The sequence below is a fragment of the Methanotorris igneus Kol 5 genome (assembly GCF_000214415.1).
In the GTDB taxonomy this organism is placed as follows: Archaea; AGJL01; Methanococci; order Methanococcales; family Methanococcaceae; genus Methanotorris; species Methanotorris igneus.
This window is the reverse complement of the sequence record NC_015562.1, coordinates 1,823,610-1,842,843: the sequence shown is the minus strand read 5'-3', so window position 1 is coordinate 1,842,843 and position 19,234 is coordinate 1,823,610. Positions and strand designations below refer to the sequence as shown.

Sequence of the window (19,234 nt, the reverse complement as noted above, 5' to 3'; positions counted from 1 at the left end):
TATAGTAGTTAGAGAGGTGGTATTTGTGGATGCTTTTGGAAAGTATAAAACTGTCGTCTCTGCGAGGGCGACTGATAAGAAAATATTAAAAAAGTCTCAAGATGGGGGAATCGTTTCAGCAGCATTCATCTATGGTTTAGAGAATGGGTTATTGGATGGGGTTATTGTTGCAGATAATGCAGGAGAATTTAAAGCAGTTCCGAAAGTTGCTACAACTCCAGAGGAAGTTTTAGAAGCGGCAGGAACTAAATACACAGTCTGCCCAAACATAAGCGTTTTAAAAAGTGCAGTTAGAGAATATGCATTAGAAAAAGTTGGTATCGTCGGAACTCCATGCCAAATAAGAGCCGTTAGAAAGTTAATGAAGTATCCAGTAGGGTTTAGACACACTGACAGCAAAATCGCTTTAACAATCGGTATCTTTTGTATGGAGAACTTCCCATACATGGGGTTGAAGACGATTGTTGAAGAACACTGTGGAGTTAAGATGGAGGACGTTGTTAAGATGGATATTGGGAAGGGTAAGTTTTGGGTTTATACAAAATGGGGTGAGACAAAGGCTATCAAGTTGAAAGAGACCCATCCTTACGAGCAAATTGCATGCCACGTTTGTACTGACTACACTGCTGAGTTGGCAGACATTTCAACCGGTTCTGTTGGTAGCCCAGATGGTTGGAGCACCGTATTCGTAAGAACTACAAAAGGAGAAGAATTCTTCAACAAAATGGTTGAAGATGGCTACTTAGAAATTAAACCAATAGAAGAAGTCAAACCAGGTTTAGGATTAGTCGAAAAATTAGCCCTAACTAAAAAAGAGAAAAATACAAAAGAAATCGAACATAGAAAAGAGTTAGGATTACCCGTTCCTTACTAAGAGGCACTGTCGAGTATAGCGAGGCAGTGCATCCTTTTTAATGAAACTTTTTTTAAAAGTTTCAAAGAGAGAAACACAAAAAGAAATCAAACACAGAAAAAGGTTAGATTGCAGACTCTTTACTAAGTTCCTTAACTAAAAATCTTTTTCTGCTTTTATTCTTTTTTCTCAATATAATCTAAATAGTAGTTAATTAGTTCTTCTCCATTCAAATAAACCAAATTGTATTTTTCAGCATATTTTTTTGTCTCACTTTTACTCATTGCATTTCCATCATCACCCATCATTTCACAAATTGTTGTTATTGGTGTTAAACCAGCCATTTCTGCCAGTGCTACTGTCATTTCAGTATGGCCTTGTCTTTTTTTTACAAGGCCATCAGCAGCTCTTAGCAAAGTAACATGTCCGGGGCTTCTAAATTCTTTACCAAAATCATCAAATCTCTTTTCTTTGCAAAGTTGTGCAAGGGATTTAATTGTTAATGCTCTATCATTGTCAGTTATCCCTGTGAAGGTTTTTCTGTGGTTTACTGTTATGGAAAATGAGGATTTTTCATCATAAGGAATGTCATTTGGATAGAGTTCTTTTAAAACTTTAAACTTTTGAGATGCAAAATCCAAAATATCCACCATAAATGGAATGCCCAATTTCTTACAAAACTCTGGATGAATTGCAGTGCAGATTAAACCTCCCCCATCTTTTCTCATTATTCTTATGTGCTCAGAGGTTATTTTTTCAGATGCTACTACCATATCAGTTTCTCCTTCTCTATCATCTGCATCATAAACTAACACAATTTTTCCATTTTTAAGTGCTTGCATTGCTTTCTCTACAATATTCATATTCTCGCCTTCATTTTATTTTCATTTTTATTGTTTTTAGCTGTTTTGTGTGGTATTATTAGCAAATTTTATACGGCAAAACCCTTGGTTTTGCCATTAATTTTTAAAGTTATTATAAAAACTTATAAAATTTCAAGTGATTATTATTCCCTTTTAAATTTTGAAATTAAATGTTTAATGCTCCATAAAATTTATTGAAGTTATGTTCATCGAAGCGAAGCTTCGAGCAGCGAAATCTTTGATTTCGCCTAAACTTCTAACGCACACAACTATATTTAATCTTTATCTTAACCCAATCTCCATCATTTAGTGATAGTATATCTCTCAACTTGACTGGAGAGATTATCTCTACTATATTGTTTGGGTGATATGTTTTTTTCGGCACTATTATCGCACCTTCAATTTCAAGGTCATGCTTAAATGTTGATATTTTTACTGGAATAATTTTAACACCAAAGTATTTTTTGTCATTGTAGATAAAGTCATCTGTCTCTATTGGATTTAATTTGTCAATATCTAACGCCTCATCTAATTTAACATTTAATGTTCCAGGGTAAGGAATGAATCCCAAAATCTTTTTGAATCTTCTCTTGTATGGTGGAAGAGATACGTAGTATCTCCCTTCCCCCCTTCCTGATACAACTTTCCCAATGACCTCCATGATATCACCCAAGATTAAATATTTAAATGGCACTTGTGTTTTATATTGTCGTTTGCGTTATAAATGACCATTATGCATAATCAAATTAAATGATGTCTTATACTTATTTGAAAATTTACCATAATTATAGCCCTTTTCAAAATTTTGTCATGGCTAAATAAGTGACAAAACCCACTGCAACATTATGCTATAGAAGTTGATTATTCAACTATTCCGCAAACGATAAAATGACAATCACTTAACTTCAAATTTAAATAGACATTTGTTAAACTTAAAAATTTTTAAGATAAATATTCACTTGGTTTCGCAGAACTTAGCTGTTGTTATTATAGTCGTGTGCGGAAATGATATACGGCAAAACCCTTTGGGTTTTGCCATTAATTTTTAAAGTTATTTATAAATATTTTAAATAATTGTTATCATCCATTAAAATTTGAAATAATACATTAAACTTAAAAATTTACTAATAATATATTTCCAAATTTTAACGCACATGACTATAATGAAAATTTGATAATGGAAATTTGATGAATTTGATAGAATAAATCAATAAAAAATTTGTGAAGGGGAGAAGATGATAGGTATTATTGGAGGAACTGGCATAGCATCAATCTTAGGTAAAGGTGAAGAGAAGATCATAGAAACTAAATATGGAAAGGCAAAGGTTTTGATTGATGGTGACGTTGTTTTGTTGTTTAGGCATGGGATTAAGCATAATGTTCCACCACATAAAATAAATTATAGAGCAAATATATATGCTTTAAAACAACTTGGTGTTGAAAGAATTTTAGCCATAAATTCTGTTGGTTCACTAAAAGAAGAAATAAAACCAGGAAGTTTTGTAATCCCTAATGACTTTATAGAATTTACAAAATGCAGAGAGGGCACATTTTACGATGAGGGAAAAGTGGTCCACATTGATATGTCAGAACCATATTGCCCAGAGTTAAGAGAAATTTTAAAGAAAATCTTAGAAAATAAAAAGTATGATTACCATGAAGGTGTTTATGTGTGCACAGAGGGGCCAAGGTTCGAGACAAAGAGAGAAATTGAGATATATAAAAATTGGGGAGATGTTGTAGGAATGACGGGTTATCCTGAAGTTGTTTTGGCAAGAGAATTGGAGATGTGTTATGTTTCATTGTGCAATGTCACAAACTATGCAGCAGGAATTTCAAAGAATGTTCTGACAGTTGATGAAGTATTGGAAACAATAAAGGCAATGGAAGATAAGATTTTAAAGATTGTTGATGAATTTATCAACTATGATTTTGGAGAGAGGGAATGCATCTGCAAAGATGCTTTAAAACATGCTGTTATTTAATTTAAGTTCTCAACTTTAACAACAATTTTTATGCTTAATTTTTGGTGGGGATTTATGATAATAAAAATAAACGAAATGAACGAAAAAGAAAAAATGGAAGCAATTAAAAAGATACAAAAAATGATTTTGGAGGGAAAGGTAGTAATTTGTGGAACTGATACTTTATATGGGATATGTGTAAATGCTTTGGATGAGAATGCTGTAAAAAAGGTTTATAAGATAAAAAAGAGGGACTTTGGAAAATACATCTCAATAAGTTTAAAAGATAAAGAAGAGATTGAAAAATATGCGTATGTTAATGATGTAGCGAGGAAGATAATAGACAAGTTCATGCCTGGGCCTATAACAATCATATTGAAAAAGAAAGATGTTATTCCAGATATCGTTGCAAAGGACTATATTGGGATTAGAGTGCCAGATAATGACGTTGTTAGAGAACTTGCCATTGTTCCGTTGACATCAACAAGTGCCAACATAAGCGGAGAGAAATCCCCAACATCTGTTGATGAGATAAGTGAAGAGATAAAGAAAAACGTTGATGTAATAGTAGACACTGGAAAATGCAAATACTCAAAGCCATCAACAATAATAAAAATATGTGAAAGTGGAAAAATTGAGTTGGTTAGGGAGGGGGCAATCCCTTTTAAAGAAATTGTGAAATATTGTCAAATATTGTCAAATGAGTGAAAGTATAGTTGTTTGCCAATTTTATACGGCAAAACTTTGTTTTGCCATTAACATTCCAAATAAAGGTTAGTCATCCCCTATAATTTAATGGAGATTTCGTTCATTAGTAAGGCAAACAACTATAGTTTTTAGAATTCTTTTTCACTTGTTTGAACATTAAGAAATTTTTGAAAGAACAATAAATATTACATAAACTTCAAATAAATATAATTTATCCATCTAATCTCATTGAGGATTAGGTCATTATAACGCAACGACTGCATGTCTTTTTTAATGAAATTTAAAGTATAATAAAGAATTTGTAAAAACCCTTCCAACTTTTTCTAAAAGTTTTATATGGGTGCCAAAACCTTAAAAATCTTCAATGATAAATAATATTATTAAATAATAATAAATTTAACACAGAGGAGGGGGCTTTTACTGTTTTGTTGGCTTAATTTTTGTATTTAAATTCTTAAAATTTTAAGTATTAAGAACTTGGGGGGTGGTTATTTTGAAAGCAGTAGTTCTTGCCGCTGGATTGGGAACAAGGATGGGAAAATTAACAGAGGAAACTCCAAAGGGGCTTTTGAAAGTAGCAGGTAGGGAAATTATTTACAGGAGTTTGAAAACTTTGGAGAATTTGGGTGTTGAGGAATTCGTAGTTATTACCAATCCAAAATACAAGAAAAAATATGAGGAATTTTTAAAAAAAGAGGGATTTAATTACAAAATCGTCCTAAACAACAATCCAGAAAGAGGAAATGGATATTCTCTCTACTTGGCAAAAGGTCATGTAAATGATAAGTTTGTTTTGGTTATGAGCGACCATATTTATGAGGAAGGGTTTTTGAAAGAGGCTATTAAAAAAGAAGGACTTATCATAGATAAAGAAGGTAAATTTATTGATATTAATGAAGCTACAAAAGTTTTAGTTGAGAATGGAAGAGTTAAAGATATTGGAAAAAAATTAGAAAGATGGCACGGATTTGATACAGGTTTGTTTATCCTAACACCAGAGATTTTTAAATATGCGGAAGAAGTTGCCAAAGAAAAAGAACTCGTAGAACTTAGTGAAATTGTAAAAAGAGCAAAACTAAAAGTATCAGAGGTTAACGGATACTTTTGGATGGATGTTGATACAGAAGAGGAGATGAAAATAGCAAAGCGTCTTATAATCCAAAACGCCATTAAAGGCTCTGGGGATGGGTTTATATCAAGGAAAATCAACAGAAAAATCTCCACGAAAGTAAGCGAGTTCCTTGTTGACTATTTAACTCCAAATCAAATAACTATTTTAACTTTCCTGTTTGGATTGTTTTCAGCAGTGGTCGCATTGTTTAACATTCCTTTGGGAGGTATTTTATATCAAATAAGCTCTATCTTGGATGGTGTTGATGGGGAAATTGCGAGGGCCTCAATGAGAACGAGTAAATTTGGTGGTTATGTAGATTCTATCTTGGATAGATACGTTGACTTTGCATTTCTTTTGGCTTTGGCTTATGTAATAAAACCATCACTTGAACTTTGGGTAATTATTGCTTTAGCGATATTTGGTTCTGCAATGGTTAGTTATTCAACAGAACGTTATAAAGCAGCATATTTCAAAGATATCTATAAAGAAATCCCAAAAATGAGATACTTAATTGGAAAGAGAGATGAAAGAATATTTGTAATTATGATATTCTGCCTAATAAACAAAATTCCAGAGTTATTTATATTGCTTGCAATCATAACTAATGTAAGAGTCCTCCTAACTATGTATTTAGTTTGGAGAAAAGAAAATAAAGTAGCCCAATGATTCCATAATATCATAAAATTAATTTTTGGAAAATTTAATTGTAAATTCAGATTAAAACTGTTTAAAAGATTTATTTCAATAATTTGAGTAGAGTTGAGAAAATTTGTGAGTGATGTGTGAATATTTACTAATATTTGTTGTGTTATCTACAACACTACTGCATTGGAAAGTCAAATTTCTTTTTAAATAAACAGCAAATTTAATATAGGAGTAAATTACAAAAGTTTTAGATTGCTCAATAGAATTTTACATTATAATCAACAATTAACTAACAGAATTCCGATGTTTCCAACGTTATTTTGATATTATTTTGAATAAACCGATAACAAAAGGTTTTAGGATGATGTATATGAAAACAATTAAGGAGATCAATGAAAAGATAAGGAGTGGTGATGTTGTAGTTGTTACTGCGGAGGAGATGATTGGGATTGTTGAGGATGTTGGGCCTGAGAAGGCGGCTGAAGAAGTTGATGTTGTTACAACTGGAACGTTCGGAGCAATGTGCTCGAGTGGGGTCTTCTTAAACTTTGGACATGCAGACCCGCCAATAAAAATGTTAAAAATCTATTTGAATGGTGTTGAGTGCTATGGAGGACTTGCGGCTGTAGATACCTACATAGGAGCAACACAGCCAAACTCAGACCCAGATATAGACATCGACTATGGGGGAGCTCACGTTATAGAGGACTTAGTCGCTGGGAAAGAGGTTGAACTCGTTGCAGAGGGATATACAACTGATTGCTACCCAAGAAAGAAAGTTAGAACAACAATAACTTTGGATGATATAAACCAAGCAATATTAGTAAACCCAAGGAACTCCTACCAAACCTACAACGCTGCAACAAATAGTAGGGATGAGAAGATTTACACCTACATGGGAACACTCCTTCCAGAGTTTGGAAACGTAAACTACTCTGGGGCTGGGCAGTTAAACCCACTACAAAACGATTACAATAGAAAAACCAAAACCTACAATACTATTGGAATTGGAACAAGAATCTTCTTAGGTGGGGGAATTGGTTATATAATTGGGGAAGGAACGCAACATAATCCAGATAATGCATTTGGAACGTTAATGGTTAAAGGGGATTTGAAGCAGATGGATAGGAAATACTTGAGGGCAGCAACTATACCAAACTATGGAAGTACTTTGTTTGTTGGTGTTGGTGTGCCGATTCCAGTATTGAATGCGGAGGTTGCAAAGTGTTGTGCTATAAGGGATAGAGATATCGAAGTGCCGATTATAGATTACGGAGTTCCAAGGAGAGATAGACCGGTTGTAGCAAGGACTAATTACGAAGAGTTAAGAAAGGGGAAAATCACCATTGAAGTTGAAATTGATGGTAAGAAGGTTGAGAAGACGATAAAAACATCATCCGTCTCAAGCTATAAAATGTCCAGGGAGATTGCTAAGGAGTTGAAGGATTGGATTTTAAAAGGAGAGTTTTTCTTAACTGAGAGGGTTGATGTTCTTGGAAAGGGTTCTGCAAAACCGATGAAGTCAGATGTGAAGCTTGTTGGAGAAATATTGAGTAAGCCGCCAATTGTTGCTCCAATTGGCATAACTATTGAGGAAGCGTCTAGGATATTGATTAAGAATAATATAAATCACTTGCCTATTGTGGATGAATTTGGAAGGTTGGTTGGTATTATAACTTCTTGGGATATAGCGAGAGCTATTGCTCAGAACAAGAAGTCTATAGAGGAGATTATGACGAGGAATGTAATTACTACTACTGTAAACGAGCCAGTTGACGTTGTAGCAAGAAAAATGGATAAGTACAATATTTCAGGAGTTCCAGTCGTAGACAAAGAAAACAAAGTCGTAGGAATGGTAACCTCCGAGGATTTATCGAAATTAGTCGGTTACACTAATAAATGGTGATGTTAATGAAGAAGAGAATATACCTATGGGTTCCATCAGAAAATGTGCATAAACCAATAATTTCAAATGCAATATTAAACACGAAAATTAATATCAACATATTAAAGGCAAAGATAGAACCACAAGAAGCTTTCTTAATTTTGGAATTAAATGGGGATGAGGATAAGGTTAACGAAGCAATTGAATACTTAAGTAAATATGGAGAAATTGAGGAAATATCAAAGGTTATAAAAAGAGATGAAGAAAAATGTGTTGATTGTGGGGCATGTATAACCATGTGTCCAGTTGAGGCAATTAAAATGGATGACGACTTTAGCGTTGTATTTGATGAAAATGAATGTATTGGATGCAAAAGTTGCGTTAAGGTATGTCCTTTTAAAGCAATAGAGGTAGATGATATTTAGATTATTGTTTGAGTAAATCATAATAAAAAATAAATTATATTTCATTGGAAATTCTTAAAATGTCCTCAACAATTTTTTCAAAATGTTTTACTTTTTCTGTTTCTTCAAAATCATCTTTTAAAAAATATATTCCATCAAGTTCATATTCTAATATTATTCTCATTTTTCTAGGTCTTCCATTTGGGCATTTATATGAGATTTCATTATCTTTATCCGGTGTTGCTAAAAATACTTTAATATGGGATGTTACAGGAGATTCTTTTAGTTTTAGTTTCCAATAGGTTGTTTCAAAACCTCTCTCACGAAATGAGTTTTTAACTGAAATAATTGCAATTATCTTTACTTCATTATCCTTAACTTTATAAACAATAATATCGGCATCCGGAAGGAATAAATATTCCCCATAATTTACTGCTATTAATCTTTTAACTTTATCTAATTCTTCTGTCAAATTTTTACTGGCTAAAATTTTGTCTGTTGTTAATTTTAATTCAGTATCTTTCAATAAATCTTCAAGTATTTTATAAATAATATCTTGTATTTTACTTCCAATATATGCCCTCCATGACTGATTCGCTTTATTTATTGCTTCACTCTTAGAAAATCCCTGTTTTATGTATTCTTTAACTTTATTTTTTATATATTCTTCTCTTTCTATTTCTAAAATTTTTGATATATTATTTATTTCCATAATAAACCCTCCAAAGTGCAACATTCATTTGCTATCCTTTTTATTGCTAATTCAAAATATTTCCTATCAATTTCTACACCAATGGCCCTCCTGCCTAATTTATATGCGGCTATTACAGTTGTTCCACTACCCAAAAATGGATCTAAAACCACATCCCCAACATAACTAAAAAGTTTGATGCATCTCTTAGGAAGCTCTAATGGAAAAGGTGCAGGATGTCCTACTCTTTTTTTACTTTCTCCCGGAAATGTCCATAATCCGTTAGTCCATTCTATAAACTCTTCCCTTGTTATGTCGGATTTTCCTTTTGAGAGTTTTTTCCATGTTTCTTTATAAAACACCACGATAGTTTCTACTGGAGCAATAACATAAGGAGCGGAAGCAGAAAGCCAACTTCCCCATGCAGTTCTACGAGAAATATTCTGCTCATTCCATATAATTGTAGATTGATACTTGAATCCAACATCTAAAGCAATTTTTACTATATCTGCATATACCGGTTTTATCCCACCCTTATTTTTATCTAGTGGTATATTTAAACAAAGCCGTCCATCTTTCTTTAAAAGTGTTAATGCCTTTTTTAACCACTGTTTTGTCCAATTTAAGTATTCTTCATACGGAATATTATCATCATGCTGATTATAATCTATCCCCACATTGTAAGGGGGGGAAGTAACTATTAGATCAATACTTTCTTCTGGTAAATCAACATTTAAAAAATCATCATTTATTACCTTTATTCCACGAATCTTGTTCCATACTTCCATTATTACCACCAATTCGATAAAAATATAGTCGTTCTGCAAATATATGTTGAACCATTCTCTTAATCTTTAAATTTTATCTAATTTATTTTTAATAACATCATATTTTAAATATGTAATGTTTAATTGCAGAAAAGCCATAATTTTTAATCAAAAACAATTCTATCTTTGCCAGAGTATATGGTAAATCTATTTTTCCTTGCAAATCCAATTAACGTTATGTTATTTTCTCTTGCTAATTTAACACCTTTATCTGTTGGTGGGGATTTTGTTATCACAATTGGGATATTTGCATTGACGAGTTTTTTTACCATTGCATAAGGTTGTCTTCCACTTGATGCCAATATGCAATTCCCTAAGTTTATGTTGTTTAAGATAGCATACCCCACAACTTTATCTACTGCATTATGCCTTCCTATATCTTCACTAAACGCTATAACCTCCCCAGACGTGTTAAAAAGTGCAGCCCAGTGAACTCCTCCCGTTAATTCCCAAATTTTTGATAGAGTAGGCATGGTCTTTATGATTTTTAATATTGTATCTACGTTTATTTTGATTTGAGTATCTTTTTCAGTATCTTTATCACCTTTAATTTCTTTACTTTCAACATAAATTTTATTTTCATCTAAATGAACATTGATAATGCTATTTTTGGAAACATAACCTTCACATATTGCATGGCCAATACCCAACTCTTTTATCTGGTTTGGAGATGCTACTAACTCCTCTATAAATTTATTGTTAATATATAACTCATAAATCTCCTCAACGCATACATAATCCTCAATTGGGGTAGCTTGTCCTTCCCATCTATATGCATTCACTTTGGTTATCATAATCCCCCTCGAAAATACTAAGTAAAAAAGTTAAAAATTAATCTTTAACTTTCAAATTAATTCCCTTTTTTAACCCCCATATTCTACAAGAAATCTTTAAAAAGGTTTCATCCAAACAGGATAGGATGTCTTTGGTATCTTCTCTTAATCATTTCCAATTTTTAAATCAATTCCTTCTTTTAACCTCCATGTTTTGCAGAACGAACAAACTTCTCCAGAGGATGACATTCCACAGACCTTACACTCTATTAATGGAATGTCTTCAATTTCTTTTTCAAATAAGTGCCTATTTTTCAAATAGCCCATAACAAATCTATACTTTGTTCCAGGGCGTGTTTCTTCTAATTTGTTAAGCATTTCTTTATATTCTAATGTTATTGCTTTTTTTGCAAATGGGCATTTTTCAGAGAACACTTCAAGACCTACCGCAGATGAATATGCAGAAATCTCTTCCTCTGTCAATTCATACAACGGTTTTACCTTCTTTGGGAATTTTCCTTTTTGTGGTAAAACTGGCCCTTGCCTTGCTAAGTATTCAGTGCTCCAATTCATTACGTTGTTGAGTATGAATGCTGCTTCATCATCCAAATTGTGTCCCGTAACCATAACGTTAAATCCATTATCGTATGCAAATTTACTAACTATATACCTTTTAGCTGTTCCACAAATTGAGCATTTTGGCTTTCTACTTTTAACTTCTGGAATACTCTTGCCCGTGAGCTCTTTTAAATCAATTATATGACACTTTACCCCAATATACGACGTCTGTTTTTTGACATATTCCAATGACTTCTTTGAAAAATCTCCAATACCTAAATTAATGTGGAGACATTCAACATTATAACCCAATTTTTTTAATACATAAGTTACAACAGCTCCATCCTTTCCACCAGAAATGGCAATTAGCACTTTATCTTCCGGATCAATCATCTTATATTTTTTGATGGTTTTTTGGACTTTCTTTTCAAAATATTCTATGAAGTGCTCTTTGCACAAAGCCATTTTTGGGTATTTTATCTTTATATATGCCTCCCCTTTACATATTTTGCATTTCATGATACCCCTGACTTCTATTTTTTAGATATTAAATTCTATTAAATTAATTGGTAGTCGGTATATGTAACACTGTTAACCACTATTATATATATTTTTAGGTGTGGATTACCATCAACCGAACATTTAATATGTTGTTATTACAAAAAGCTACGAAATTTATAATTTTATTCTTATGTTTTTATCTATTGATGCCTTTTTATTAGTTTTTTACATTATATAGTTTGTCTTCCAAAATTAAAATAGAGCTCTATTTTAGATTCACAAATGGAAAAGTTTATATATTGGTTGAAATATCTAATTTAGAAGCAGACCAATTTACACTAAAAATAGAACTCTATTTAGGAGAGGTATTATGAGAAATAATATAGTGCATGTGGGAGCTGATGAATTAACGTATGAAATTAGGGAAATTGTAGATATTGCAAAGAAAATAGAAAAGTTTGGAGTAGAGATTACTTGGGAAAATATTGGAGACCCAGTGGCAAAAGGAGAAAAAATTCCATTATGGATTAAGGAGATTGTTGCTGAACTTGCAATGGATGATAGCTCATATGCATACTGCCCAACAAAAGGACTTTTAGAAACAAGGGAATTTTTGGCAGAATTAACAAACAAAAGAGGTGGTGCTCAAATAACCGCAGAGGATATAATATTTTTTAACGGTTTAGGTGATGCAATAGCAAAAATTTACGGATTATTAAGGAAGGAAGCAAGGGTTATCGGCCCATCTCCAGCATATTCCACACACTCATCAGCAGAAGGTGCACACGCTGGATGTCCACCAATAACCTACTACTTAGACCCAGAAAACAACTGGTATCCTGATTTAGATGATTTAAGAAATAAGGTAAAATATAACCCATCCATAGCAGGAATTTTAATTATCAACCCAGATAACCCAACAGGGGCTGTCTATCCAAAAAAGGTTTTGGATGAGATTGTTGATATTGCAAATGAGTATGATTTATTCATCATCTCTGATGAGATCTACTGCAACCTTGTATATAATGGTAAAAAAACCGCTTTGTTACCTGAAGTTATTGATGATGTTTGCGGGATATCATTAAAAGGAATATCAAAAGAAATTCCTTGGCCTGGGGCAAGATGTGGTTGGATGGAAGTTTATAATGTGGACAAAGACCCAATATTTAAAAAATACATTGAAAGTATTTGTAGGGCAAAGATGGTTGAAGTTTGTTCCACCACTTTACCACAAAAGGCAATACCAAGAATCCTTTCACATAAAGAGTATAAAAAATACTTAAAAGAGAGAAATGCATTCTATGAGAAAGCATCAAACATTGCATACAACAAATTAAAGGATATTGAGGGCATTATTGTCAATAGAACAAATGGGGCATTCTACATGAGTGTGGTGTTTAGAGAGGAGTATTTAAATGAGAATCAGAAGTTGCATGTTGAAAATGAAAAGTTGAGGGCATTTGTGGAAAACCTTGTTAAAAATGTTCCTTATGATAAGAGATTCGTCTACTATCTATTGGCATCAACTGGAATTTGTGTTGTTCCTTTAACGTCTTTCTGCTCAGATTTAAAAGGGTTTAGAATTACACTCTTAGAGAAGAATGAAAATAAGTTCAATTGGATATATGAGACAGTTTCAGAGAAAATTAAGGAGTATCTGAATGTTTAATTTAATTTTTAAATTTTTTATTTTTTTATAACTTTAAAACAAAAATTTTAAGAATTTAAAAATGTATAAGGACTTATATTGAATTTGGGTTGGGGAAATAATGTTCAAAGAATTTGATATGTATCCATACGTTAGAAGAAATTTAAGAAAGCGTTATCCTGCATCAAAGGGTTGGGTTATAAAAGAACGTGAAAGAAGAGGATCTTATGAACCAGATTTTATTGTAGAAAGAAGAACAAAATCTGTAATTGAGAGAATTGTGGTTGAGGTAAAGGCAACACCAAAAATAACAGAAAATCATATTAAACAAATAAATAGATACGCAAAATGCCTTGCTGGGGCAAATGTTAAAATCAAAGAAAAAATATTAGTTGTTCCGAGTGGAGCTAAGGTATCAAAAATTCCCCCCGACATTAAAATACATTATTCAAAAAAATTTTCACATAAAAAGAAAAAGAGTTGGAAAAAAAGAAAAAGAAAATATCGCAAGAAAAAATAAGGTAAATTTATTTATTTTTATATTGTTTAATTTTATGAAATATGATCCATAAATCTAAATAAATTAATGTTTTCAAAATAAAAACACAATAATAACAAAAAGTTACCAAAGATTTAAATGTATAAATTAATAGCTCTAAAATAATAAATGGTGCGCCGGTCGGGATTTGAACCCGAGTCGCTGGCTTGGAAGGCCAGAGTGATACCAGGCTACACCACCGGCGCACGAAACAATATAAGTAAACTCCAAATCACTGGTGCGGCCTCCGGGATTTGAACCCGGGGAACGGGCGTGGCAGGCCCGTATGTTACCAGGCTACATCAAGGCCGCACATCTTTACCTTTCCAATCAGAGCAATCTATACAATGGCGGAACTGGTATATAAACTTTTCGGTTGTGTAATTTATGTACACAAATAAATTAAAACGCATAAAAAATAACAAAAAATATTTTTACAACATATTCAATAATTTTATAATACCACATTGCCAATATATAGTCGTGTGTGTTAGAATTTGGAATATACTGTTGGTAAATTTTTAAGGATTAGCAATTATTCTAAATTTTAATGAATTATAACGACTATTTAAAATTTTATTGATTTATAAAATAACTTTAAAAAATTCCGCACACGACTATAATAACTGTATTGTAGCTTAAAGTTTTTTTCAAATGAGTAAAATGTTCATGTTAGTGCTATAACCAAAATATCAATTTCAACTTAACCAGCCATTATTATTGTGAGACGGGTTGGTTACAAAAATCGAAGAATTTCCATTATGAACATTAAGGAGGGTCATCTATGGACTTAGGCACTACAAAGTATATTATTCATGCTGAACTCATTGCTGACGGTTATGTTGAAAAGCATGATGTAATAGGGGCAATTTTTGGGCAAACTGAAGGTCTTCTTGGAGATGAATTGGATTTGAGGGAATTACAAAAAAGTGGAAGAATTGGAAGGATTGATGTTGAACTTGAAAACGTAAATGGTAAATCAATTGCAAAAATCACTGTCCCTTCAAGTTTGGATAGAGTAGAAACTTCAATCCTTGCTGCAACATTGGAGGCAATAGATAGGGTAGGCCCATGTGTGGCAACAGTTAGAGTTATTAACATTGAAGACATAAGAGCCACAAAAAGGCAATATATAATTAATAGGGCAAAGGAAATCCTACGCTCTCTCGTAAATAGTATAGATGTCCATGAAATTACTGAGGCAGTTAAAGAAAGTGTTAGGATGGAAGAGGTTATTGAGTATGGGGAAGATAAGCTTCCAGCAGGTCCTGGCATCCTAAATTCAGACAGCATTATTGTTGTTGAAGGCAGGGCAGATGTTTTAAATCTTTTAAGATGCGGAATAAAGAATGTTATTGCCGTTGAGGGAACCTCCGTCCCAAAAACTGTTGTAGAATTAACAAAAAAGAAAATAACTACAGTATTTACTGATGGAGACAGGGGAGGGGAGTTAATCCTTAAAGAGCTCCTACAAACGTGTGATATTGATTATGTTGCAAGAGCGCCAAATGGAAAAGAAGTTGAAGAACTCTCAAAAAAAGAGATTATCAAATGTTTGAGGGCAAAAGTTCCAGCAGGGCAAGTTAAAATGCAACTATTCAATAATAATACAAAAAATGGAACTACTAATGGTAAAGTTATTATTGCTGATGCAATCAAACATGACGAAAACAATAAAAACAAAATCGTCAATAAGGATTTAGATGATATCATAGTTAAATCCACAGTTGAAGTTGCTCCTGACATAAAAAATAATGTTGAGGAATCTACTGAACTTGCTAATGTTAACAATGATGTGCCTTACTTGGATATTATCAAGGATATAATTGGGACTAACAAAGTAAAAGTCATAATAAACGGAAATGAAGAGATTAAAGAATTTGAAGAATTTATGAATGAAATTAATGACATAGAAAAAATTGACGCCGTTATTTTGGATATGCCAATTACACAGAAAATTGTAGATAATTTATATGAGAAAACAGACCTTATAATAGGTAGAGATATTAAAGTCACAAAGAAACCTACAAATTTAAGATTGTTATCATTCGGATAAACTGCCCAATTATAGTTTTTGGAGCGGTAAATTTATTATTTTAAATTTAAAAAATTTAATTTAAAAATAACAAAATATGTCTCAAATCTTAGTTTCTAAACTTTTAGGTGATTATATGCATAAGGATGAACTCATTCAACTACATCAACTTTTAGTATATATGAGGAAATACTTAGAGAAAAAATTTGGAAATGAAATAAATGATGCTTTTAAGGACTATGATAATTTAAATATCCATCCCCACCACATACACAGAACCAAATCAGAGCATATTTACGCAATATTTTTGTTGTCAAGTAGTATAGCAAAGATATTATCTGAAAATGGAAATGTTCCACGAAGTGTGGCAAGTAGGTTAAGAGACACTGGTGAGAAAATAGGTAGAGAAATAGCAAGAAAAAGATAAAATTGTATATCTTGATTTTTGAGGGCGTTAAAATTTTTAAAATATCTTGGAATATTTAAAATTTACTTTTTAATTTTTAACATGAAATAATAAGGCTGGTGATAATTTTGATTTTATTGGCTTTACCAAATAAAGGTAGAATTTCAGAGCCAGTTAATAGAATCTTAGAAAAAGCAGGATTAAAAATAACAGTCCAGGGTAGAAGTTTGTTTGCGCAGACAGTTGATGAGGAGATAAAGGTAATGTTTGCAAGGGCAAGAGATATTCCAGAATTTGTCGCCGATGGGGTTGCAGATGTGGGAGTTACAGGATATGATTTGGTTTTGGAGAGGGGAGTTGAGGATAAAGTTGAGTTTTTACTTGATTTCAACTTTGGAAAGGCGAGATTGGTCATCGCTGCTCCAGAGGATTCAGATATAAATTCAATAGATGATTTAAGAGATGGAATGAAAATAGCTACTGAATTCCCAAACTTAACAAGAAAGTATCTAAAAAGCAAAGGTTTAAATTTAGAAATCATTGAGTTGAGCGGAGCTACAGAAATAGCACCGTTTATTGGAGTGGCGGATTTAATTAGTGATTTAACTTCCACAGGAACAACGTTAAGATTAAATCGCCTAAAAATAATAGACGAGATTGTCTCATCAACAACAAGGTTAATAGCAAATAAGGAAAGTTTAAAGGATGAGAAAAAAAGGAAAAAAATAAATCAAATTGTCACTGGAATAAAAAGTGTTTTATATGCAGAAACAAAAAGGCTAATTATGATGAATGCTCCAAAGGATAAGGTTGAAGAGATTAGAAAAATCATGCCTGGAATGAGCGGACCCACAATTTCTGAGGTTTTGTCAGATAAGAACATGGTAGCTATTCACGCAGTAGTTGATGAAAAAGAAGTATTTTCATTGGTTAATAAATTAGAGGAATTGGGAGCAAGAGATATACTGGTTGTCCCTATAGAGAGAATTCTATGAAACTTTTAAAAAATTTCTTTAAAAAATTTCATAAAAAATTTTAAGTAATAAAATTTTAAGTGAAGTGAGATATATAGTTGTTTGCCTTACAAATGAACGAAAACTTCATTAAATTATATGAAGTAATTAACCTTTATTTGGAATTTTACAATTGATTTATCATCCTTTTAAAAAAATTGGCAAACAACTATAGTCGTTCCTGCAATATGTATCATGAATGTCAAACATCATTTCAATAGGAAATATGTTTAACAAAACATTTAATTAAAATTTAAGTTAAGATAAACGACATTTAATTGCAAAACGACCATACTTTCTTGTTGGGGTGAAACAATGGAAGATGATGTAAAGATGAAATGTGGTCTTGAGATTCACGTTCAAGTTGATACAGAATCAAAACTTTTCTGCAAATGCCCTACAAACTATAAGGATGTTCCACCAAACACAAACGTATGTCCAGTTTGTATGGGTCTTCCAGGGGCTAAGCCAATGCCACCAAATAAAAAGGCAGTAGATGTTGCAATAATGGTTGCAAAGATGCTTGGATGCGAAATAGTCATCAATAAAGACATTTATTTCCAAAGGAAACACTATGATTACCCTGACTTGCCAAGTGGTTACCAAAGGACATCAGTGCCTATTGGAGTTAATGGAAACTTTATGGGCATTGGAATTACTGAGGTTCACTTAGAAGAGGACCCTGGGCAATATAAACCAGATTTGGGACTTGTTGATTACAACAGGAGTGGAACTCCATTAATTGAAATCGTTACAGAGCCAGACATAAAAAGCCCAGAGGAAGCAAGAGAATTTTTAAAACAACTTATGAGGTTGTTCAGATACATTGGCTGTTTAAGAGGAGAAGGTTCAATGAGGGCTGATGTAAACATCTCAATTAACTACAAAGGAGTCCAAGGAAACAGGGTCGAGGTAAAAAACATCAACTCAATAAAAGGAGTATACAAAGTTTTGAAATATGAATTAATTAGGCAGAAAAACATAATTAGAAGAGGAGGAACAGTTAAGAGGGAAACAAGGGCATTCTTAGAGAGCCAGATGATTACAAAATCAATGAGGGAAAAAGAGACAGCAGAGGACTATAGATATATCCCAGACCCAGATATTCAGCCAATAGTGATTGATGAAAAGTGGGTCAAGGAAGTTGAAGAAAAAATGCCTGAAACACCATTGGAAAAAGAAAAGAGATTCATTAGAGAATATGGTATTAGAGAGGATGATGCAAAAATCCTTGTTTCTGATTTGGAGTTAGCAGATGCTTTTGAAAAAGTCGTTGCTGGATTGGGTAAAGAAAAAGAAAACATAAACCTTGCTGTAACATGGATAAGAAATGAGTTGAAGAGGGTCTTACAATACAACAAGATTGATTTCTTTGAGAGTAACATAAAGGTCGAGCATTTAATTGAACTTATAAAATTGATAAAAGATAAGGTTATAAGCCAAAAGATTGGTAAGAAGGTTATTGAATTGTTAGTTGAATACAGAGGAGAGAAATCACCTAAGCAAATTATCGATGAACTTGGTTTAACAGTTATTACTGATGAGGACACATTAGAGAAGGCTTGTGATGAGGCAATTAAAAACAATCCTAAGGCAGTTGAGGATTACTTAAATGGTAATAAGCCAGCACTGAATTTCTTAATGGGTCAAGTTATGAAATTAACAAGAGGTAGAGCAGATCCTAAAAAAGTTGTTGAGATACTTAAGAAAAAGTTGGATAATCAATAACTATTCATTTATTTTTTAATTTTTGAATACAATAATTAATTCATATCTAAATATCTAAAAAAGTAACAATATTTGTTAAA

At 32.4% G+C, this 19,234-nt stretch carries 18 protein-coding genes and 2 tRNA genes; 12 read left to right on the top strand and 8 right to left on the bottom strand.

Annotated features, from left to right (window positions below):
* The first annotated feature begins 25 nt into the window (after nucleotides 1-25).
* Nucleotides 26-874, top strand: a complete 849-nt coding sequence (gene frhB, locus METIG_RS09020) for a coenzyme F420 hydrogenase subunit beta (protein ID WP_013799913.1) — start codon at nucleotides 26-28, stop codon at nucleotides 872-874.
* A gap of 155 nt (nucleotides 875-1,029) precedes the next feature.
* Here frhB and ribB read toward each other — a convergent pair whose 3' ends face one another.
* Both ribB and ribK read right to left on the bottom strand, forming a co-directional pair.
* On the bottom strand, nucleotides 1,030-1,716 hold the full coding sequence (ribB, locus tag METIG_RS09015; protein ID WP_013799912.1) for a 3,4-dihydroxy-2-butanone-4-phosphate synthase: 687 nt from the start codon (nucleotides 1,714-1,716) through the stop codon (nucleotides 1,030-1,032).
* Between the two features lie 256 nt (nucleotides 1,717-1,972).
* The gene (gene ribK / locus METIG_RS09010; protein ID WP_013799911.1) at nucleotides 1,973-2,377 is read right to left on the bottom strand and encodes a CTP-dependent riboflavin kinase; all 405 of its coding nucleotides are present in this window, start codon (nucleotides 2,375-2,377) and stop codon (nucleotides 1,973-1,975) included.
* Nucleotides 2,378-2,951: 574 nt separating this feature from the next.
* Here ribK and mtnP point away from each other — a divergent pair.
* The 5 genes from mtnP (at nucleotide 2,952) to METIG_RS08985 (ending at nucleotide 8,457) form a co-directional block, all read left to right on the top strand.
* Nucleotides 2,952-3,701: an S-methyl-5'-thioadenosine phosphorylase gene (mtnP, locus tag METIG_RS09005; protein ID WP_013799910.1), complete on the top strand. Its 750-nt coding sequence runs from the start codon at nucleotides 2,952-2,954 to the stop codon at nucleotides 3,699-3,701.
* A gap of 54 nt (nucleotides 3,702-3,755) precedes the next feature.
* The gene (locus tag METIG_RS09000) at nucleotides 3,756-4,388 is read left to right on the top strand and encodes an L-threonylcarbamoyladenylate synthase (protein WP_013799909.1); all 633 of its coding nucleotides are present in this window, start codon (nucleotides 3,756-3,758) and stop codon (nucleotides 4,386-4,388) included.
* A 493-nt stretch (nucleotides 4,389-4,881) separates the two neighbouring features.
* Entirely contained in the window at nucleotides 4,882-6,168 is a 1,287-nt protein-coding gene (locus METIG_RS08995) for a bifunctional L-myo-inositol-1-phosphate cytidylyltransferase/CDP-L-myo-inositol myo-inositolphosphotransferase (RefSeq protein ID WP_013799908.1), read from the top strand.
* Nucleotides 6,169-6,517: 349 nt separating this feature from the next.
* Nucleotides 6,518-8,053: a homocysteine biosynthesis protein gene (locus METIG_RS08990; protein WP_013799907.1), complete on the top strand. Its 1,536-nt coding sequence runs from the start codon at nucleotides 6,518-6,520 to the stop codon at nucleotides 8,051-8,053.
* A gap of 5 nt (nucleotides 8,054-8,058) precedes the next feature.
* Nucleotides 8,059-8,457 (top strand): 4Fe-4S binding protein, encoded by a 399-nt coding sequence (locus tag METIG_RS08985; protein WP_048055612.1) that lies wholly within the window; start codon nucleotides 8,059-8,061, stop codon nucleotides 8,455-8,457.
* 34 nt (nucleotides 8,458-8,491) lie between these two features.
* Here the strand turns inward: METIG_RS08985 and METIG_RS08980 are convergent, their stop codons facing one another.
* The 4 genes from METIG_RS08980 to ttuA form a co-directional block, all read right to left on the bottom strand.
* The gene (locus METIG_RS08980; protein WP_013799905.1) at nucleotides 8,492-9,148 is read right to left on the bottom strand and encodes a BsaWI family type II restriction enzyme; all 657 of its coding nucleotides are present in this window, start codon (nucleotides 9,146-9,148) and stop codon (nucleotides 8,492-8,494) included.
* Entirely contained in the window at nucleotides 9,139-9,915 is a 777-nt protein-coding gene (locus METIG_RS08975) for a DNA-methyltransferase (protein ID WP_013799904.1), read from the bottom strand. The genes METIG_RS08980 and METIG_RS08975 overlap by 10 nt, the downstream gene beginning before the upstream one ends.
* Nucleotides 9,916-10,058: 143 nt before the next feature.
* Nucleotides 10,059-10,748 (bottom strand): formate dehydrogenase accessory sulfurtransferase FdhD, encoded by a 690-nt coding sequence (gene fdhD, locus METIG_RS08970; RefSeq protein ID WP_013799903.1) that lies wholly within the window; start codon nucleotides 10,746-10,748, stop codon nucleotides 10,059-10,061.
* A gap of 144 nt (nucleotides 10,749-10,892) precedes the next feature.
* A complete protein-coding gene (gene ttuA, locus METIG_RS08965) occupies nucleotides 10,893-11,804 on the bottom strand; it encodes a tRNA-5-methyluridine(54) 2-sulfurtransferase (protein WP_013799902.1) in 912 nt (303 codons plus the stop codon).
* Between the two features lie 352 nt (nucleotides 11,805-12,156).
* Here ttuA and METIG_RS08960 point away from each other — a divergent pair, with 352 nt between their 5' ends.
* A complete protein-coding gene (locus METIG_RS08960) occupies nucleotides 12,157-13,455 on the top strand; it encodes a pyridoxal phosphate-dependent aminotransferase (RefSeq protein ID WP_013799901.1) in 1,299 nt (432 codons plus the stop codon).
* Nucleotides 13,456-13,555: 100 nt separating this feature from the next.
* On the top strand, nucleotides 13,556-13,954 hold the full coding sequence (locus METIG_RS08955; RefSeq protein ID WP_013799900.1) for a Dna2/Cas4 domain-containing protein: 399 nt from the start codon (nucleotides 13,556-13,558) through the stop codon (nucleotides 13,952-13,954).
* A 148-nt stretch (nucleotides 13,955-14,102) separates the two neighbouring features.
* On the opposite strand, the gene METIG_RS08950 is transcribed toward METIG_RS08955, so the two are convergent.
* Nucleotides 14,103-14,178: transfer RNA gene (locus METIG_RS08950), tRNA-Gly, on the bottom strand.
* A gap of 30 nt (nucleotides 14,179-14,208) precedes the next feature.
* A tRNA-Gly gene (locus METIG_RS08945) sits at nucleotides 14,209-14,284 on the bottom strand.
* Between the two features lie 472 nt (nucleotides 14,285-14,756).
* Between METIG_RS08945 and dnaG the strand changes: the two genes are divergently transcribed.
* The 4 genes from dnaG to gatB all read left to right on the top strand — a co-directional run bounded on the left by dnaG (nucleotide 14,757) and on the right by gatB (nucleotide 19,154).
* Nucleotides 14,757-16,028 carry a DNA primase DnaG gene (dnaG, locus tag METIG_RS08940; RefSeq protein ID WP_013799899.1) on the top strand — a complete coding sequence of 424 codons (1,272 nt, stop codon included), beginning with the start codon at nucleotides 14,757-14,759 and terminating at the stop codon, nucleotides 16,026-16,028.
* Between the two features lie 115 nt (nucleotides 16,029-16,143).
* On the top strand, nucleotides 16,144-16,434 hold the full coding sequence (locus tag METIG_RS08935) for a UPF0058 family protein (RefSeq protein ID WP_048055610.1): 291 nt from the start codon (nucleotides 16,144-16,146) through the stop codon (nucleotides 16,432-16,434).
* Between the two features lie 107 nt (nucleotides 16,435-16,541).
* Entirely contained in the window at nucleotides 16,542-17,408 is an 867-nt protein-coding gene (gene hisG, locus METIG_RS08930; protein ID WP_048055609.1) for an ATP phosphoribosyltransferase, read from the top strand.
* 333 nt (nucleotides 17,409-17,741) lie between these two features.
* Entirely contained in the window at nucleotides 17,742-19,154 is a 1,413-nt protein-coding gene (gene gatB, locus METIG_RS08925) for an Asp-tRNA(Asn)/Glu-tRNA(Gln) amidotransferase subunit GatB (RefSeq protein WP_013799896.1), read from the top strand.
* Nucleotides 19,155-19,234: the final 80 nt, after the last annotated feature.

Coding starts and splice junctions, on each gene's coding strand:
- ribB (WP_013799912.1), bottom strand. CDS start 1,716: ATGAATATTGTAGAGAAAGCAATGCAAGCACTTAAAAATGGAAAAATT.
- ribK (WP_013799911.1), bottom strand. CDS start 2,377: ATGGAGGTCATTGGGAAAGTTGTATCAGGAAGGGGGGAAGGGAGATAC.
- mtnP (WP_013799910.1), top strand. CDS start 2,952: ATGATAGGTATTATTGGAGGAACTGGCATAGCATCAATCTTAGGTAAA.
- METIG_RS09000 (WP_013799909.1), top strand. CDS start 3,756: ATGATAATAAAAATAAACGAAATGAACGAAAAAGAAAAAATGGAAGCA.
- METIG_RS08990 (WP_013799907.1), top strand. CDS start 6,518: ATGAAAACAATTAAGGAGATCAATGAAAAGATAAGGAGTGGTGATGTT.
- METIG_RS08985 (WP_048055612.1), top strand. CDS start 8,059: ATGAAGAAGAGAATATACCTATGGGTTCCATCAGAAAATGTGCATAAA.
- METIG_RS08980 (WP_013799905.1), bottom strand. CDS start 9,148: ATGGAAATAAATAATATATCAAAAATTTTAGAAATAGAAAGAGAAGAA.
- METIG_RS08975 (WP_013799904.1), bottom strand. CDS start 9,915: ATGGAAGTATGGAACAAGATTCGTGGAATAAAGGTAATAAATGATGAT.
- fdhD (WP_013799903.1), bottom strand. CDS start 10,748: ATGATAACCAAAGTGAATGCATATAGATGGGAAGGACAAGCTACCCCA.
- ttuA (WP_013799902.1), bottom strand. CDS start 11,804: ATGAAATGCAAAATATGTAAAGGGGAGGCATATATAAAGATAAAATAC.
- METIG_RS08960 (WP_013799901.1), top strand. CDS start 12,157: ATGAGAAATAATATAGTGCATGTGGGAGCTGATGAATTAACGTATGAA.
- METIG_RS08955 (WP_013799900.1), top strand. CDS start 13,556: ATGTTCAAAGAATTTGATATGTATCCATACGTTAGAAGAAATTTAAGA.
- dnaG (WP_013799899.1), top strand. CDS start 14,757: ATGGACTTAGGCACTACAAAGTATATTATTCATGCTGAACTCATTGCT.
- METIG_RS08935 (WP_048055610.1), top strand. CDS start 16,144: ATGCATAAGGATGAACTCATTCAACTACATCAACTTTTAGTATATATG.
- gatB (WP_013799896.1), top strand. CDS start 17,742: ATGGAAGATGATGTAAAGATGAAATGTGGTCTTGAGATTCACGTTCAA.